Origin of the sequence: Bacillus solitudinis, from assembly GCF_002797395.1 — a bacterium.
Classification (GTDB): Bacteria; Bacillota; Bacilli; order Bacillales; family Bacillaceae_D; genus Halalkalibacter_A; species Halalkalibacter_A solitudinis.
Window position 1 is genome coordinate 45,756 of sequence record NZ_KZ454943.1, and the last position, 18,666, is coordinate 64,421.

At 35.7% G+C, this 18,666-nt stretch carries 14 protein-coding genes and 1 tRNA gene; 3 read left to right on the forward strand and 12 right to left on the reverse strand.

What is annotated here, in order from left to right:
• Nucleotides 1-112: 112 nt before the first annotated feature.
• The 7 genes from CEF19_RS00270 to CEF19_RS00300 form a co-directional block, all read right to left on the reverse strand.
• Nucleotides 113-2,101, reverse strand: a complete 1,989-nt coding sequence (locus CEF19_RS00270) for a beta-galactosidase (protein ID WP_100404231.1) — start codon at nucleotides 2,099-2,101, stop codon at nucleotides 113-115.
• Between the two features lie 216 nt (nucleotides 2,102-2,317).
• The gene (gene phnC, locus CEF19_RS00275; protein WP_100404232.1) at nucleotides 2,318-3,052 is read right to left on the reverse strand and encodes a phosphonate ABC transporter ATP-binding protein; all 735 of its coding nucleotides are present in this window, start codon (nucleotides 3,050-3,052) and stop codon (nucleotides 2,318-2,320) included.
• 14 nt (nucleotides 3,053-3,066) lie between these two features.
• Nucleotides 3,067-3,825: a phosphonate ABC transporter, permease protein PhnE gene (gene phnE / locus CEF19_RS00280; RefSeq protein ID WP_100404233.1), complete on the reverse strand. Its 759-nt coding sequence runs from the start codon at nucleotides 3,823-3,825 to the stop codon at nucleotides 3,067-3,069.
• Between the two features lie 13 nt (nucleotides 3,826-3,838).
• Nucleotides 3,839-4,777 carry a phosphate/phosphite/phosphonate ABC transporter substrate-binding protein gene (gene phnD, locus CEF19_RS00285; RefSeq protein WP_100404234.1) on the reverse strand — a complete coding sequence of 313 codons (939 nt, stop codon included), beginning with the start codon at nucleotides 4,775-4,777 and terminating at the stop codon, nucleotides 3,839-3,841.
• A 97-nt stretch (nucleotides 4,778-4,874) separates the two neighbouring features.
• Nucleotides 4,875-5,945: a glycosyltransferase gene (locus CEF19_RS00290; RefSeq protein WP_157800850.1), complete on the reverse strand. Its 1,071-nt coding sequence runs from the start codon at nucleotides 5,943-5,945 to the stop codon at nucleotides 4,875-4,877.
• The gene (gene selB / locus CEF19_RS00295) at nucleotides 5,926-7,830 is read right to left on the reverse strand and encodes a selenocysteine-specific translation elongation factor (RefSeq protein ID WP_100404236.1); all 1,905 of its coding nucleotides are present in this window, start codon (nucleotides 7,828-7,830) and stop codon (nucleotides 5,926-5,928) included. The genes CEF19_RS00290 and selB overlap by 20 nt, the downstream gene beginning before the upstream one ends.
• 372 nt (nucleotides 7,831-8,202) lie before the next feature.
• The gene (locus CEF19_RS00300) at nucleotides 8,203-9,531 is read right to left on the reverse strand and encodes a methyl-accepting chemotaxis protein (RefSeq protein WP_100404237.1); all 1,329 of its coding nucleotides are present in this window, start codon (nucleotides 9,529-9,531) and stop codon (nucleotides 8,203-8,205) included.
• Nucleotides 9,532-9,905: 374 nt separating this feature from the next.
• Here CEF19_RS00300 and CEF19_RS23005 point away from each other — a divergent pair.
• Together CEF19_RS23005 and CEF19_RS00305 are read left to right on the forward strand one after the other, a co-directional pair.
• Nucleotides 9,906-10,002 (forward strand) — tRNA-Sec (locus tag CEF19_RS23005).
• 170 nt (nucleotides 10,003-10,172) lie between these two features.
• Entirely contained in the window at nucleotides 10,173-11,138 is a 966-nt protein-coding gene (locus CEF19_RS00305) for a tyrosine-type recombinase/integrase (protein WP_100404238.1), read from the forward strand.
• 237 nt (nucleotides 11,139-11,375) lie between these two features.
• Here the strand turns inward: CEF19_RS00305 and CEF19_RS00310 are convergent, their stop codons facing one another.
• On the reverse strand, nucleotides 11,376-12,617 hold the full coding sequence (locus CEF19_RS00310) for a 5-methylcytosine restriction system specificity protein McrC (RefSeq protein ID WP_100404239.1): 1,242 nt from the start codon (nucleotides 12,615-12,617) through the stop codon (nucleotides 11,376-11,378).
• 14 nt (nucleotides 12,618-12,631) lie between these two features.
• A complete protein-coding gene (locus CEF19_RS00315) occupies nucleotides 12,632-14,263 on the reverse strand; it encodes an McrB family protein (protein WP_100404240.1) in 1,632 nt (543 codons plus the stop codon).
• A 650-nt stretch (nucleotides 14,264-14,913) separates the two neighbouring features.
• On the opposite strand from CEF19_RS00315, the gene CEF19_RS00320 reads away from it, so the two are divergent.
• Nucleotides 14,914-16,034 (forward strand): IS3 family transposase gene (locus tag CEF19_RS00320; RefSeq protein WP_100404241.1). Its coding sequence is split into 2 segments (ribosomal slippage): nucleotides 14,914-15,163 and nucleotides 15,163-16,034, totalling 1,122 coding nucleotides; the frame shifts between segments, so codons are not numbered across the junction.
• On the opposite strand, the gene CEF19_RS00325 is transcribed toward CEF19_RS00320, so the two are convergent.
• The 3 genes from CEF19_RS00325 to CEF19_RS00335 all read right to left on the reverse strand — a co-directional run bounded on the left by CEF19_RS00325 (nucleotide 16,018) and on the right by CEF19_RS00335 (nucleotide 18,337).
• Entirely contained in the window at nucleotides 16,018-16,716 is a 699-nt protein-coding gene (locus CEF19_RS00325; protein ID WP_100404242.1) for a hypothetical protein, read from the reverse strand. The genes CEF19_RS00320 and CEF19_RS00325 overlap by 17 nt on opposite strands.
• 221 nt (nucleotides 16,717-16,937) lie before the next feature.
• The gene (locus CEF19_RS00330) at nucleotides 16,938-18,119 is read right to left on the reverse strand and encodes a DNA cytosine methyltransferase (protein WP_100404243.1); all 1,182 of its coding nucleotides are present in this window, start codon (nucleotides 18,117-18,119) and stop codon (nucleotides 16,938-16,940) included.
• Nucleotides 18,116-18,337, reverse strand: a complete 222-nt coding sequence (locus tag CEF19_RS00335; protein WP_100404244.1) for a helix-turn-helix domain-containing protein — start codon at nucleotides 18,335-18,337, stop codon at nucleotides 18,116-18,118. Before CEF19_RS00335 ends, CEF19_RS00330 begins: the two co-directional genes overlap by 4 nt.
• Nucleotides 18,338-18,666: the final 329 nt, after the last annotated feature.

The window sequence follows — 18,666 nt, forward strand, 5'->3', positions numbered from 1 at the left end:
AGCCGGAAGCAGTGTGATTTTTGTGTATAACCTTTTAAAACAACTAAATAGATTGATAGCTATAAAAATGATAGCAGGCGCTTTCATATTGAAAGCACCTGCTATCATTTGTTTATTTATTAAATTGAATAACACGATACTCATATTGCCCAATAGATAGTGGCCCTTTTCCTACAGCCTCATCTTTTAGTACATCTACTCCATCTTTAGGAAGTGTAACACTTCCACCTTTTCCATCCATATTAACAATAACCCAGGCCGTATAATTATCGTTTCTTCTTGGTGCAACAATAGTTCCGCTCGTCACATCCGTTTTAGTCGAAACATTCACGTCTTCGGCATACGTTTCAATGATTTTCTTAAGAAGATTATCTCCTTCTTCACCAACCGGCATTGAACCAAGCATCACGATTTTTCCTTTTCCTACAGAGTGCTCGGTGATAAATGATTTTCCGTCCGAGTTCCCACCTTTAATGGTACCTACTGTTGCTTTTTCATCATATTCAAAAATGGTACTCCACAGCCCTAATGGAGCGGAAACCCCAAAGGCTTCTCCAACAGCTCCAGTCCCATCAATCGGGTAGGTGAACAACGCTTGTGCCCCAGCAATTTTTTCGATTTGTCCTAGTGCAGCATCCGTGTGAACTGTATGTTCCTCTGTTCTCCCCCCCGTTAATGGACCCACAATCCACGTCCCTCCATCCTCCACAAATGATTGTGCTTTTCGGAGAAAATCGCTTGAGATATAAGGAACAAACGGAGTAATTAATAGTTTATACCCTTCTAAACTATCTCCTTCAGGAATCACATCTCGGTGAATACCTAGAGAAACAATTCTGTCATAGAAATCTGTGATTAATCCTCGATAATCCAAATTTTGATGTGGCTCAGTTTGGAAAAATACTTTTGCACGATCTGAATAAACAAGAGCTACTTCAGGTTCACTTGGTCGCGTTTCAATTATCATCGGTTCAATAGCCTTACGCATATTTTCCACCTCTAAGACGCTTTGAAAACCAACAGTTGGTTTTCCCCAAGAACTAATTACAGAACCATGAGGTTGCTCACACCCTGAACGTTGTTGCCTCCATAACCAGTAACAAAATGCTTCCGCACCTAACGCGTAAGCTGCCACGGCTTCTGCACGCAAATAACCATTAGCGTGAGGACTAGCGTAGCTTTCTAATGAAGCTGCATAAGACGTACTTGTTTCCATTATCCAAAAGTCTTTCCCCTTTTTAAAATTGCGCCATAAATCACAATTCATTAAATAAGAAGCTCTATTTTCCTGGGAGGCATACGTATCAAATGATGCAAAGTCTAAATTCTTAAACAGACGCTCATTATCTACAGCAAATGGAATATTGCTGTTATGAGTAATAGGAGCATCAGAGTATTTTCTGATAATTTCTGCCTGACTATCTGAGAATTCAGCTATCTTTTCCATTGAGAACAAACGATACATTGTACTTAATGAAGAATTATGCAAAAATGGCGCAGGTCCAGGTTGTGGTACTTGCTCAAAACTATGGTAACGTTCACTCCAAATTTGAGCTCCCCATGCATCGTTTAGATGTTCAATCGTTCCGTACCTCTCTTGTAACCATTCGTGCCATAATGTCTTACATGTAGCACACATACACTCGCTAACATGACATTTGAATTCATTGTCAATTTGCCAACCGATAACGCCTGGTAATTGTCCAACCGCTTTGGCAATATGCTCTGTAATAATCTCTGCTTTTTCTCTAAAATAATCATTGTTCGTACACGGATGTTGTCTAGATCCGTGACCCATTACCTTTCCATCCTGATCTACATACATGCGCTCTGGATGACCATGCGTAAACCAAATTGGCGGTGTTGGCGTAGGTGTGCACATAACCGTTTCAATGCCCTCTTCATATAATCGATTGATGACGTTTACAAAAAAACCTAAATCAATTTGTCCTTCCTCAGGCTCCATCGTTGCCCATGCAAACTCACCCATACGTGCAACATTAATTCCAGCTTCTTTCATTAACTTAATATCTTCTTCGAGCACCTCATTGCTCCAAAGTTCTGGATAATAGGCAGCTCCATGATATAATCTCTTACCCATTTACAACACCTCATTACTTAAGTAATTTAATAAACTATCTATGTGCTTATCATACCATTTCTAATCCTAAAAAGGTGTCACGCTTTCTTTTCTTATTCACCATTTTATTATAATAATCACAACAATTCAAAAATGTAAAAATCGAATAACCTTAGAAATATAACGTTTTTAGCAAAAAAAATAAAGCATCATGTTTCATGCTTTATCTTTTTTTGCTCATCCATAAATTTTTGCAAATATCTCATCTGTCAATCGATCCGGGGTATCATCAAAGACAATCTTACCTTCCCGGAACGCAACAATTCTTGTTGCAAATTCTTTCGCTAACCCAACATCATGAACATTCACAATTGTTACTAACCGACGCTGTTCATGAATACTCTTCAATAATTCAAATATTTTTCTAGACGTTGAGGGATCTAAACTTGCCACTGGTTCATCCCCTAAGAGCATCTTGGGTTCTTGCAATAAGGCACGTGCAATCCCCACACGTTGCTTTTGACCACCACTTAACGCTTCCACTCTTTTATTCGCATGAGCCAAAAGATCAACTTGTTTAAGTGCTTCGTATGCTTTTTCTTTTTCTAGTACCGAAAACAAACCAAGTAAATTTTTGTAAGCAGGACGATTTCCAAAAGAACCGGTCAATATGTTTTGAAACACTGACATTCTTGGGATAAGATTAAAATGTTGAAAGATCATCACCATATCAGATCGGACTTGTCGCATCTTTCCTTCTCTTAATGTTGTCAATTCAACTCCATCCAACCGAATCGAACCAGACGAAGGTTGTTGAAGCCTGTTCAAACAACGAATAAACGTTGACTTACCTGCTCCACTTTTACCTAAAATACAAACAAACTCACCCTTATTTATTCTTAGAGAAAGACGATCAACGGCAAGCTCTTTTGCCTTAGGATAACGAACAACTAAATTAGAGACTTGTAACACGTTTTCCACTCCTTCTAGATGACTCTTGCACGTATCCGTCCGCCAATGACATCAACAAAGATAACGAGTATCATAATACACAAAATGTCTAAAGCCACCGCTTGATAGTAAAAACTTTGGAAGTGATTGAACAACTGTTGGCCAATTCCGCCCCCACCTATAAACCCTAATATCAGGGACGTTCGAATGGCTACTTCAAAACGATAAAAATAGTGAGAAAGGACATTAGGCCAAATTTGGGGTAAAATTGAAAATAGATGGCCCACCCATTTCGTTGCTCCTACGGACTTCATTGCTTCCTGAGGCCCTGCATCTGCTGCCTCAATCAACTCAGAAATAAGTTTTCCTAGAACACCTATATTATGTAAGATAATAGCTAGTACAGCTGGAAATGGACCGAGTCCAAGCGCCGTCACTAAAATAAGGCCAAATACAATTTCCGGAACAGATCTCAATGCACTTAAACCTGAACGAACCAGCAAACACATTAAACGACTACTCGTGTTACGAGCTGCCAGAAAACTTAATGGTAGAGCGACGACTAACGCGAAAATTGACCCTAAAAATGCAATCGCCAAAGTCACCAAGCTTTCCTGTGCCATTCGAGGAAATAATGACCACTCGACTGGAAAAAAGCGAGTGGTCACCATATCAATCATATTCGTAAATTGCTCAAACTTTCGCCATTCAAAGCCCGTTACATTCATGCTCCACCAACAGACTATGATGATAAATAGTATATAGATGAAATAGCGCCTTCGAAACCATACCATAATGTATAAACTCCTACTCTAGTGTTAACATATTAAACTGACGCGCAGCTTCAAGAACATCCTCATATTTACTATCATCCGCTTCAACAAATGCAGAAGCACCCCCAAAGATTCGTAAGATATCATCATCGGTAATATCATAAAAGGCTTCTTGGATTTGAACAATTTCTTCCTCAGTCATTTGTGCCGGAACAACCCAAGGATATTGATACAGTTCTTGTGACTCCCAAAGAACTTTAATATCATCACCTAATGCTGGAGTTTGTTCTATCAATTCATTTAAAATCGCACTATCTACTGCACCAGCATCAGCGTTTTTTTCTTGTACTAATCTAGTTACAATATCATGTGAACCCGCAAATTGGACTTGGTTAAAACTATGGTCTATATCATCGTTATAATAGCCTAAGTTTCTTAAATGTAGACCTGGCATTAAGTGACCGGAAGTAGATGATATGCTAGCAAAAGCAAAATCAACATTTTCACTATCTTCCAGCATGTCATCTAACGTTTCCCATTCATTATCCGAATGCGTAATGATATATGAATGATAGTATGGTCTGCCATCGATTTCTTGAGTTAAAATTGCCTGTGCCCCACTTTGTTCATGAGCAATAACATACGTTAAAGGTCCTAAATAAGCCAGGTCGATATTGTTGTAATTTATTGCTTCTACGACCGCATTATAATTAGGGTATTGTTTAACCTCGACATCTCGAGCAAGCTTCTCTTTTAAATGTTCTTCTAACTTATCAAGGCTCGCTTGCGTTTCACCTGTTGTTTGAGCTGGGATAACAGCAACTTCGAATACGCCATCCTCTTCAGTAACTTCCTCAGTCGGAACCTCAGTTTCATCGGTCTCTGGTGCAATTTCCGTTTCACCAGTATTCGTTTCTCCACCACATGCAGTTAAAACAAGGGTTAAGCCTAACATTGATAACCACTTTTTCATCTTTCGTACCACTCCCTATTTTTATATACGACGCTTATCTAAAGGCCTAGCATAAAATCTACCACCAAGGTAAACAAATGTAAAGAAAACACGCCTTTCATGTTTCCACCTTAACTTCAGGTTTTTGAGCCTTCTCTATACAATGCTTATAGACTTTGCTATATAAGGAAACTTCCTGTTCTAGTTGATGGTGAGTCTGAATATAATCTTGACCTGCTCTCACTATCCTTTCTCTCTTCTTCGGATAATTAAGAAGCGTCTTTACTTCTATAAGAAATTCATCAGTTGAGTTGAATAGCAAACCGTTTTTTGTGTGTTGAATGATACTTTCATTTCCAGGAATTCGTCTTGCGATGACTGGCTTCCCTACATACATCGCTTCAAGGATCGATGTCGGCTGACCTTCCGATAGAGATGTGTTTATTACAATATCACATTGTTTATATATCGGGGTCATGTCATTCAAAGGGATTTCTCCTAAATAATGAAACCACTCTACATTCTCACTTCTCTTTTTAACTTCCTGATAAATAGTGTTATCTAAATTTGCCCCTATTATCGTGAATGAGAGGGTTGTATATGTTTTCCGTAACTCCACCATGGCTTCCCATAAATAGAAGACATCCTTGACCGGCCGTAATCCGGCTGGAAGTAGGAAGCTTGGATAACCTGAAATGATTGTCGTATTACTTCTATTGTTAGCTTCAGGTAACCAAATGCTCTGTGCAATCACATGAACTCGTTCAGCGAGTTCAGGAAAGACAGCTGCAATCTTTTCTTTTCCATCTTCACTAAAAACGGTAATTGCACAGGATTCATCCGCGACTGACTTAATCAATAAAGCAGCTGCAGGGTCTTTTAAGTCCTCGTTCACATCAGTCCCACCTGAAGTTAGTACATATGGCTTGGTTAAATTAAGCTTATGCCGCATAAGCCAACTTGCAAAGCGACGCAAATGCAAAACATGATAGAGGTCTACTTCTTCAAAACGTCGCTGCCATTCTTCCGTCCATTCTTCCTCTTCATAAGCAAAAACCAAGACATTCCAACCTGCTAATTGCATACCTTGTTCTATTCGTTTAGCCGTTGTTGCGTTCCCACGACTTTGTAAATAGTATGGAGTAAAAAACAAGATGTTCTTACCTCTTTTAAATCCATTTCTCAACATGTTCGGTTCTCCATTTCCGTTCATTTTCAAGACGAATTGTTAACTCTAGTTGGTCAAGCTTCTCTAAAAAAGGAACCAAGTACTTTCGTGATAACCCAGTTGAATCTTTTGCTTCTTGTAATGTAAATAATCCATGACTCTTTGTATTTATATATAATTCTCTTACTGCATTGATAAAAGGGTCAACGTGTAGAAAATGCTTATCATCGATTTGAAAAATAATTTGTTGACGTGTTAAATAATGGATAAGGTCTATATAAAGGTCTTCAGGAAGTTGCTGAGCTTGAAAGTGATCAGCAAGAGGTGTTACTTTTAAAGCTTCTTCCTTTAATCGACCCAAGGCATGTTCGATCCGCTTTTCCCACTGCTTGGGAGGATGCGCTTGAAATTCTGCTAAGGATACAAACGGCCCATTTACTTTAAAGTCATAAAACTGCAAGACCATTTCCGTTAATTTCTTCGGATACGTTTTAGTATAACTTTGGATGAGCTCTGCCTTTATTATCCCTTCTCTTAACGAATAATCATGATGATATCGTTCCAACTCTTTCCTAATAAGAGAAGATAAACTGTCGGTAACCTTTTTTGAGGTAATTTCATTTGACGGTAGTTGTAACAGTTGTTTTTGTTCGAGCATTTCATTGATAATTGGATCGATTGTTTCATATGGTAAATCCGTTTGCTTAGCCAAATCCTTCATCGTGAGAAGTTTTTTCTCAACTAGAGCATCCATGAGGATTTCTTCCGGACTTCCTTCTTTCTTTTTCTCAAGAATAGCCACCGTTTCTTGTCCAAATCTGTATTTTTCTCCGTGCGCATCAATCACCTTCCCACCGCCAATGGTTTCCATCGGTGTCGGTCTTCTGAGAATAAAACGATCTCCTCTTCGCGTCACGACTGGGTGATTTAAACGAAGCTGGCAAAGAACCTCCCCGCCTTCTGTTACTAGCTCATTCCGGTCAAAGAAAACAATTTTCCCGTAAACCTCTGCTGTACCAATATGTAATTTAACTTCTCCTCTCTGTTTAACCGAATGCTTTAAATCTCTCACTATTGATAGGGCCACATCTATTGTTGTCGTAGCAACATAATGACCTGGAGCAGCGAGAACGTCCCCTCTAACAATCGATTCCTTCGTGATCCCACCTAAATTTATGGCAACACGCTGACCAGCTTGTCCAGACTTTCTTTGTTGGTGATGTACTTGTAATTGCCTTGCTCTAACTGAATCACCTCGGGGTAATATTTCTAAACGGTCCCCTTCTTCGACAGTTCCTTCGTAAACGGTTCCTCTTACAACTGTTCCTTGGCCTGGAACAGTAAAGACTTGATCGATTGGTAATCGAAAAGATCCATGGATAGGCCGTGCGGGGATTTCTTCCAATGCAGCAGTAATCCCTTCCATTAACATATCTATTCCTATTCCACTTAAACTATCTACTTCATAAAACATAGCTTGTTCTAAAAATGTCCCTTCAATGCTATCACGAATATCAAGTTCGACAATTTCCTTCATTTCCTGGTCAACCCGATCTATTTTTGTAATAGCAATAATGCCCCTGTCAATTCCTAAAAGCGTGAGGATGTTAAGATGTTCTTTGGTTTGAGGCATCACACCTTCATCCGCAGCGACAACGAGAATCACCAAGTCAATTCCTGCCACCCCCGCAATCATTTGACGAATAAATCGCTCATGACCCGGCACATCAATCATTGACACTTCTAACGTTTCGTTTATATGTAAAGGGGCATACCCTAATTCAATTGAAATATTTCGTTCCTTTTCTTCTTTTAACCGATCCGTTTCCACATTTGTTAACGCCTTTGTTAACGACGTTTTTCCGTGGTCAATATGACCAGCCATTCCGATCGTATAATGTCTCATTCGTTCACTTCCTTTTTCTCTATACCCCTACTATAATCGATTCTGCATATAAATGAAAAATACTTGCGCTAAAAACTTCTTAATTTGAGCTATATTTGGTTTCGTCCTTTCTGTAAAAAAAACTGAGATATAGCCTTTTATGATACATAGAATGGATAGATAAACTTGTGCTTCTACAATTTGAAAGGTTTATTGTTATACTCATAAAGCTATTATTAATTCTCGTATTTTACCAAACCCATTACAATATATTCTCTAAATAGTCGGGTCTCACTCTACTTCAACTACATTAACAATCAAATCTGAACTATCCTATGTAGAAAGAAATACTAAAATAAAACCGTTCCATTTTTTAGGAACGGTTACTTCGTATTATTTTGTTTTGAACTGCTTTACAGTTGCGCTTAAAGCTAATGACATTTCCTTTAACTTACCTGCACTGTCTGCTATTGTATCCACCGTTGCTGTTGTCTCTTCTGTCGAAGCTGATACTTCTTCTGTATTGATTGCAGTTTGTTCAATAAAAGCAGCTACTGCACCAACTCGTTCTACAATCTGCTCTGATTTTGAAATATTTTCATTTGTCACATTCAATATTTCATTTATCTCTACTGCCATACCATTTACTGCATTTAAGATACTTTCTAACGATTCTCCTGCTTGACTAACAGCAAGCACACCCTCCTCAACTTCCTGTTGACTGTCTTCAGTTGTAGAGACTGTTTTGGCTGATGTTTCTGTAATTTTACTAACAATCTCTTTTACTTTTACTGCTCCATTTGTCGATTGTTCAGCAAGCTTTCGTACTTCCTCTGCTACAACTGTAAAGCCTCGACCAGCTTCACCAGCCCTTGACGCTTCAATTGACGCATTTAATGCCAATAGATTCGTTTGTTTTGCAATATCTGAAATCATATTAGCAATTCCAGTAATCTCCTTAGAATATTGATCTAGTTCAAGAATATACGCTTTCGTCTCATGCGTCTTTATCTGTATACTTTCCATTTTTTTAATCACTGTATTGACACTGTCCTTACCTTCATCAGCAATTTTTAAGGTACGATTGCTATTAACCTTTGTTGAACCAGCTTTTTTTTGAGCAGTTTGAATTAATAGGGCAAGTTCGCTTAACAATTGAGATATCTCTGTTACCGATGTATAACCTTTCTCTGCTTGTGTCGCTAATTGATAGGTATTTTGAGAAACCTCCTTTGAAACCACCTTCACTTGCTCGGTTGAGGCAGCAACTTCTTCAGTGGAAATAGCTAAACGATCAGAGCTTTCATCAACGATATTTATTACATCTCTTAAATGTGTAATCATACTATTGAATGCATTTGACAATTGATTAAACTCATCTTTCGTGTTTACTTCAATTTGTTTTGTAAGATCAACTTTCTCACCTTGTATGTCTTCTAACACTGAAACCAATTTATTTATCGGCTTTACTACATATCGTTTAATCCCATACCCTACAAATCCAATCATGATCACTAAATTAACAGTTATGGTAAAATATGTTTCAATTACGCCCTTGATTCTATTACCAAATAAATTTAACAAGTCCAATTCTAAAACTAAGTGTTTCATATAAGAAATAGGTACTCCCATGACAAGAGAAAATATTGTTGCACTTAAAATAACATACGTCATTTTTCTTTGTATTGACCACTTTAATTTCTGTCTTTGCAAATTTTCCATTACGAACTCAAACCTTTCTAAGATTTAGAAATTATCTTACTATTATTTTATTATAACGGGTACAAAATAAAATGAATAGTCCTTTTTTCTCAATACCAATTACCCTCCATCTATAAATACCCATTGAAGCCCTAGCAGAAGTAGGATCACAAAAGATTGGTTCGTTATTAAAAGAATACATAACAGGACTATAGTCTCGTATTATCATGCTAGAGTTGGTACACATTTCCAATATATAAATAATAGAAAACTATATACAAAATTACATAGCTTTCCGCTTGATAAAGTCGAATAAATAAGGCATAATAAAGACCTTATGACTTGAGAGTAAGTGACTGCTCCAACATAAGAACATTCATATAACAAGACTTCATGGGGCTGGCTGTGACACTGGTGTTCGCCACGGTCTTCAAAACCGCTTGGGAGGCGCGTGCCGTCTCCGGTAGGTTCGATTCCTACACAGTCCCGCCAATATTTCATACATACCAAGGGTTCTCCCAATCTTATCTTGATTGTTAATCCAAGCAATCCCCTCACAGTTTCACTCCAATCAACTGGAAAGACTGTAGAGGGACTGTTGTCGAGACTGTAGAGAACGTTTCCTTCAACCTCCAAATAATTAATCATTGGAGGTTATTTTCATGCAAAAAAAGTCAAAACCAAAACTCAAAATTAGAACGGGTAGCAAGAAGGAGACTCTAGTTGATTCAGATATCCTAACTTTGGATGAAATGTTTGTTAAATTTATGACTGCTAAACAAACAGAGGGATTAGCGCCTCGAACAATAAATGAGTATTATCAGCACTACGATAACCTTAAAGATTTTCTTGGTCAGGATATGACAAATGAAAATATTACTGTAGAGGATTTTCAGGGGTATATAGGGTTTATGCTACACGACAAGGGACTAGCTCCTATGACTGTTAATATCCGTACCCGTACCATGCGGGCATTCATAAGATATTGTCACAAGAAAGGCTTTATTGATACACCAATCCACGAGGACTTTAAGCCAATCAAAACACCTTCGGATACGCTAGAGTCCTTTACACCAGATGAGGTCAAAAAGATATTATCTGTCATTGACGATTCGATGTACACAGGATTTAGAAACAAAGTTATTATTTATGTGTTACTGGATACTCTAGTACGAATTTCTGAACTATGTGCAATGAAACGTAGCAACGTAAACCTAGAGAAAGGTGAAATATACCTTGAAGCAATGGGGACGAAAACTAGAAAAGCGAGAATAGTACCAATTACAAAGCCTACAATTGATTTGTTGAAGGAGTATTTGGAAATTATTGAGGACTTTGACGATGAACATTTATTCTTAACATATGATGGACACGAAATAAACCATGCTACAGTAAGAATTAACTTGAGAGACTATGGGAAAGGGGCAGGGGTTAAAAAGCGCGTCAGTCCCCATACATTCCGTCATACAGGAGCGTTGTGGTATATAAAAAATGGCGGTGACCCATTCAGTCTGCAAAAGACCTTAGGGCATTCGGATATGAGTATGACTCGCAAATATATTCAGATGAGCGACATGGATATTCAAGGACAGCACAAGAAATTCTCACCTATCAATAATTTAGTGTAAAAAGAAATTGACTAATTATAAACCTTCCATCTCAAACTTGATTAAATTTACCTAAAACGATACGAAATAGTTTATAATGATTCAATTAATCAAGTTTAGTTGGACAACAAAAAAAGTGGCTGTTGCTTACAATGTAACCGTAAAAGCTTGGAGAAAGACTCTTCAAGCTTTTACGATTTGAATCAATTTATTTAAACCTATTTATAGTTTTATCGGGACATTTCACTTTATGATCAGTTACTCGAGTATTTCATAAACATCTTCAATAAGATTTCTAATTGCCACCTTAAATGTTCCAGCATCGGGGCTTGCTATATCAATAAATACAGAGTGTATTTCTGGAACAGGTAAGCTATCATTTTCAATCGTTAATATAGTTGATGGTTTGTAAAAGAAAGATGGATAAATTAAGATGCTCTTTTTCGCATATAAAAGTTGATTATATAACATAACTTGATAAATATCTGAGTTTTTAAATATACCATTAGCTTTATTCTTGACATCTAATACGGCTTCTGCAGTCGGTTTGTAATCTCTTTCTTCATCTTGTGGGTTAAATTTGTATAAAATATCTGGTTGATAAAATCGACTACTCACAACTGACCCATTCAGATATTCTTTACCAAATAATTTCAACTCCTTCCAGATGGAAAAGTTCCTTTCATTGGTTTCTTCAAGGAGAATTTTTCTAACGAATTTTTCAAAGAGCATATCAAAGTTTATGAGAAAACTCTCCCCTCCAACATTCCCTTTTAAACCGTCATAATATAAAGAATCAATAATCATAGCAGCATCTGATGCGATTTTTTTATATCTAATATTTTTAGAATTAAAGTGGATATTTTGAAGAAATTCACTGGCATTTTCACTAATTGGAACAACGTTAGTAAAATAACCAAGTAATTCCATTGCTTGAGAACTATTTTGCCCTGACTGTGAGATTATTTGTAGTGCACCCACTATTAATCGATTTATATCTACATTTGGTGATAATATGTATACTTCAGTTTTCACAGGATATTTTTTCAACTTCATAAGGTTTTTGTAGGTTGACACATAATCAACGTTACCTTTAAGGTATTTAGTTTTTTGCTCAGAGGGAAAATAATCCTGTAAAATTCCTATAGATATGTTCTCTTGCAGTTTTCGTAAAAAAGAATTAACTATATTTTGACTTTGGCTACTCTTGTTTATATCTAACAATTCATCGTCTTGAACATCACGATAACTATATACATAATTATACAATCTTAAGATATGTACTATTTTAATTTCTTTATATTTAGGTTCTATATCAATTGTTCTTCGTGGAGTTTTTATATAACCAGTAAGGGACTTACTTAAAGCAACAACTGAAGCTTCTTTTTGCTCATGACTCCATGTAATCCCCTTCTTTTCAAGAAAATTAGTGAAAAATTCTATTTCGTCTGGAAATACATTAATTAGTTTCTGTCCTTCAGCATTTATAATTTCTTCCATACTTCACCAACCCTTTAGTGCTTTCCGAATTCCTCTTTAAACTCCTCCACGAAATCCTTTAATTCAAATAATCCACTACTTAATGGTTCACCTAAGATTGCAACTAAGGCATTGGGATTTGAAAATGTATATTCTCTTAATGTTGGAAGTATAACAAAGTTAAATTGCAAGTGGAGAGCTTCATCTGTCCAGATATATTTACCAGCATTTATCACTGAATCTGATAAAAAATATGAATGTCCAAGTAATAACTCTTCTTTTCCTAGTGTATTCAATATCCTAGTGTTGATAGTTTTTAATATATCACCTAAATCAAAAGAGCCATATTCAGTTATAGAAGATAGTAATTCATAATTTGGTTGCAATTCTATAAAAGCAAAACGTCTTCTAATCGCTAAATCAAGGAATGCAATATTTCTATCACTCGTGTTCATTGAACAGGCAATATATACATTCTTAGGTATAGTAATTTCTTTAATGCCTTCAATTTCTTTAGATAAATCAACAGAATATCCACGATCTAGAGTAAGTATAGTTTCACCAAAGATTTGAGCAATATTGCCCCGATTTAACTCATCTATAATAAATAGATATTTTTTAGTTTCATCCCCCTTTGCTTTTTGTACAAACTCTAAGAATTTCCCTTTTTTAGACTTAATCGTAGAGGACTCGATTGTATCCCCACCAATAAACTCTTCATACGAGTAATTTGCATGGAACTGGATCATTTCCGAATAATAAAATTCAGTTTTTAAATTGTCTAAAAATCTCGATTTCCCGATTCCAGGGACACCAGTCAGAACAATTTGTTTCGTCTGTAACAAGGTATCATATATTTGTTTATCGGTTGGATTATCTCCAGTTAGTTGAATATATTTATCAACTTGATTTCTGTCAATTGAGATTTCTTGAATTGGATCAACTGTATGAGTAGGTGTAATTTCAGGCTCATCACCAGCTCTAAATATAAATTCATTTCTTATATCGGATGCAGAAATAACTGTGGTTGACGAAGTAATTTGACCACTTAAAATGTCATCCTCAAATAACCAAAGAAAGTCATTTTTACTTATTTTGAACAGACTTTTTATAGCTTTTATAACAACTCGAGTAAATTCTTTATTATCAGGGGGATTTGGAAAATCAAAATCAACAAAGCGGAACACCCAACAAGCAAAGTGTTTTAAAGAAATTTTTTCATCTTTGAGATACTGTTCCTTAATAATCTCCTTGTACTTTCTTGACAGTGTCAATATTTTATTATTATCAACAAAAAGATGTACATTGTTATTCTTCTTCTCAACTGTATCCTTAACTCTGCCAGCCACACTAGCAAAATTAGTTCCTGGTTGGTAGAAATCGCTTGATGTTATTTCAACAGATTTAAAAGCATTAGGAAACAAAACAGATTTCTTTTCTCCAGTTTCATTTTTTCCTTGTAAACCACCAAGTAACCATATTGCTTTTAACAATTCAGCTTTTTGCTCAGGATTGAGACTTACAAATTTGACTGGTCTTCTTAAAGAAATACCAAGATGCTTCGCTAATAAATATGCTTCTAACATAGCATCGTTATCAATATTTAGACTTTTGAAATATTCTATCGACTGTAATACATCATCTTTTGAAACATAATACGCTGTCATTTAGTTCCTCCTAAACATCTATATAGATAATAAACAATTACTAATAATTGTTAAATCTATTCTTACATAACAAAAGCTAAATATAAACACGTTTTTTTATTTCATAAGAAGTTTTTAAAAAAATAGACAGCTCAAAGAGTGACTGGCTCATTAAGAAAACAACTCTCCTACGAGTGGTTAGTTGTTAGTAGAATAGAATTTATTTTCCCAATAAAACAAACGTAAAAAAAACGACAATCCTTCAGTGTTGGACTATCGCTTTATATAGCTTTCTATTCACCAGTTATACACGTGTGTTTACTAACCCCATTGATCTTCAACGCGCATTATTGAAATAATCCGCTTTTTCGTAGGTTATCAATAAACCTAGTTGTTGAATTTTTTTCTAAGCTAGTTCAAATTCGTAGTTCATAAGTTGTTTCAATAACCATTTAGAGTAATTAATTCTCTTTTTTCACTCTGAATGAACTTCTATTTCACAAATTAACTCTAGTTAACTAAACGCTTCAGAAAACAACATATAGTCTGTATTGGACATAGGAGAAACTCGTTAGTCCTTTAGAAATTTTTTAATGAATCGGCTACACTGAACTAGACAGAAAAATTAAGGTCAAGTAGACTACAGATAATATAATTGAGGAGAATCTACGATGACTAAAAAAGAACGCCGAACATTTACTAAAGAGTTTAAAGAACAAATTGTGCAGCTATACAACAGTGGTAAACCAAGAAAAGAGATTATTCGTGAATATGACCTCACTCCTTCGTCTCTTGATAAATGGGTGGGTCAGAGTCAGACATCTGGTTCTTTCAAGGAAAAGGACAATTTAACTTCTGAACAAAAGGAATTAGCGGAACTAAGAAAGAGAAATAAGCAATTGGAAATGGAGAATGACATTTTAAAGCAAGCCGCGCTGATACTAGGACGAAAGTAAATGTGATTAAGAATAATCAACACAAATACTCGATATCAGCAATGTGCAAAGTCCTTCAAATCCCGAGAAGTACCTATTATTATGAAGCAAAAGAACGACAGGCTGAAGATGATATCACTTCTGATATTATTGAGATTTTCCACGAAAGTTACCAAAACTATGGGACTCGTAAAATTAAAAAGGAATTAGTAAAGCGTAGTAAGGTTGTTTCTAGACGTCGGATTGGACGAATCATGAAAGAGCAGGGCTTGGTGTCCTCTTATACGCTTGCGCAATTTAAGTCATATTCTAGCGGAACTAACGAATCAGAACAAAAAAATGAACTTGATCGACAATTTAAACAAGATGAAGCGTTATCTGTCGTGGTGAGTGATTTAACATATGTCAGAGTCGATAAAAAATGGCAGTACATATGTGTATTTGTTGATCTCTTTAACCGTGAAATTATTGGATATAGTACTGGGCGTCATAAAAATGCTTTACTTGTTTATCGTGCTTTAGCGTCAATGAAAACAGATTTGCGCAAGATCGGACTCTTTCATACAGATCGAGGAAGTGAGTTCAAAAACAAACTTATCGATGATGCATTAGCCACGTTTAATATCCAACGTTCGCTTAGTATGAAAGGATGTCCTTATGATAATGCAGTAGCAGAAGCCACATTTAAAATCATAAAGACGGAGTTCATTAAAGGACGCCATTTTGATAGTCTGAAAGAGTTAGAATCTGAATTACACAATTATATCAATTGGTTTAATTACAAACGAATCCACGGAACACTAGGTTATTTGAGTCCCATTGAATACAAACTTGGACACCTTAAAAAAGTTGTCTAGTTAAGTGTTGACTATCCATAAGCCCCTCTGCAATCGCTGAAACCCCTTTTACATCGCTTGCGTTTTCTGCGAATCTATACCTATCAGTTTCACTAAGCGTATGCCAGTCAGAAACAGTTGAAACATCAATTCCCTTAAATCCCATCAATTCTTCTGGTGTGAATTCCTTAATCTTAATTTCCACATTATCTATTTTCTCATCAAGGCTGATCTCAAGGGGTTTCTCAAAGTTAACGCTTACTATTCTCAACATTAAATTAAAGAGAATGTCTGAAATTATATCAAATAGCTTTAAGCAAGTTTCATTCTCTGTTAAAGGATAGTAAATTTCCTTATCATCTTCAATAAAGGTTAAATTATACTTCGACAAGTTAGCATGAGCTAAGAGGTTTCTCAGTTTTCTAATGCTATCGTCATGTTCGTTCAAAAAGTCGTGTTCCTTATGGGTAATAATACCTTCATCTTTGAGAGTACTTATAATGTCGTGGAGAGATGCGTCATAATTTTCTAATCTATCCTTAAAAATGTTCTCTGTTAAATTAAACAAAAAAATTAATGCCGCATGACCGTTTCCAGACTCCTCTCTTGCTATTTCACAGTAACTTAATAATTCCCCATGGTGTCTTGAATATTGCCAAACGTAGTTGATAACTTCTGTTTTTGAATAAAATTCCTTTTTCATTTGACTTCTCCTTTAAACGATTTCCTAATTTTGCAACTATATTATATCAATTTTTTTGTCTTGGTAAATAGGGTGTTAATTGCTGTTATCAAAAAACTAAAAAAAGTTGATATAACAGTTATAACTAATAGACCAATTCTTATGCGAATTGGTCTATTAAAAAGTTAATTTTTTTGATTTCCACCTAGAACTCTGAACCGTTACTCAAAAGAGGCGTCTTATTATACAATTTTATATCCAGCTTGAACTAGTTGTTCTATTATCGAATGACCAATTACTTCCCCAAGCTTTGGCGGAACTGCGTTACCAATAATTTTATATTTAGATGCAATTGATTCTCCAACAAATTCATAATCATCTGGAAAGCTTTGAATTCTTGCAATTTCACGAACACTATATCTTCTATTTTCAATAGGATGCAGAATTCCACTGTTTTCAGGTGTTGCTGCAGCCGTAATTGTACCATTAATTTCATTCCGAGCGAAGCGGCGATAGAAATTAGGTGAACGATAACGTTTCATGTTATCACGGATTCGTTTCAGACGTTCTGGCAAAAATTCATAAGGGATACTTTTCCAGGATCCACCTTCAGGAATATACCTAATCAAATTTTGACTTTGTGGAGATAGTTTCCATACTTCATCTTGATTTGGGGTTCCTTCAGGAATATTACTAATAGCATAGCCCACAGTTAGTATCTCTGGATTGACATCAATGGGTTCAGGAAACCAATAATTGAAATTTAAATCGTTTCTTATGCCGACAATTATTACACGAAAGCGATTTTGAGGTACTCCGTAATCGCTAGCTTTTAATAAATGATAGTGAACTCGATATCCAGGACCTGCATTTTCAAGCAAGGAAACTAGAGTGTCAATTAGTTTTGACCCATCTTTATTCTTAATTGAAAGTAAGCCACGTACATTTTCAAAAACCACAATTTTGGGATGTTTAGCTTCAATAATACGGATACATTCTAGATACAGATTACCACGATCATCAACGGTACCTAAACGATTACCCGCATTTGAAAATGGTTGACAAGGAAAACCACCGACAACTACATCTGCTTCTGGTAATTCATCTGCCTCAACTTGAGTAATATCTTTTTCATGTATTTCACCGATGTTATGCCGATAATTTTCTATAGCAGGTTTAAGAATATCATTTGCCCAGACCACATCGAACCCCGCTTTTATTAGACCTAAATCTAACCCACCTGCACCACTAAATAAAGAGATTGTTTTTAATGTTGTCTTTAAATTTTGTGTTTTTTCGGTAGTGGAAATATTATTATTAAAATCAGGTTCAAAACGAAAAGTCAGCTGTTGTTCCTTTGGTTCAACACTGTACTCAGTATCTGTTTTTTCTAATACAACAGTTTTTGTTTGAGATAATGTCATATACTAATGCTCTCCTTCTTTGGAACATGTTCAACAATATCTTCAATATTACATCCTAAGCAGTTACATATTCTATCAAGAACATCCATACTTACGTTTTTATTTTTGCTCAATCTAGCTAGAGAAGATGACGTTATGCCTGCTTTATCTCTAAGTGTCGTTTTATTTATCTTCTTTTCTAAAGCCAACTTCCACAATTTATCATACGAGAATGCCATATAGTCCTATAATTCTCCCTTCTGTCAAAACAGAAAAAAATTCTATGTATACGGAATACATTTCTATCAAAGTATATTATCATAAGAACTAAAGTTCGTAAACTCTAATAAAAATAAAGGGAATAATTCTTTTTTCATTCTAACTTGTCCGTAAAAAATATAAGGCTCTCTAAAAAGAATCAACTGTATAATGTCAATAAAAAAATGCAGCTACATATTATAATAGCTGCTGAAAGATTGGAGAGTTGGTAACAATTAAAATTTGTACAGATCAATTAAATTAAGACAATTTATGGATTCAAGGCTCTCAACCTAACTTCTCAAGCCTT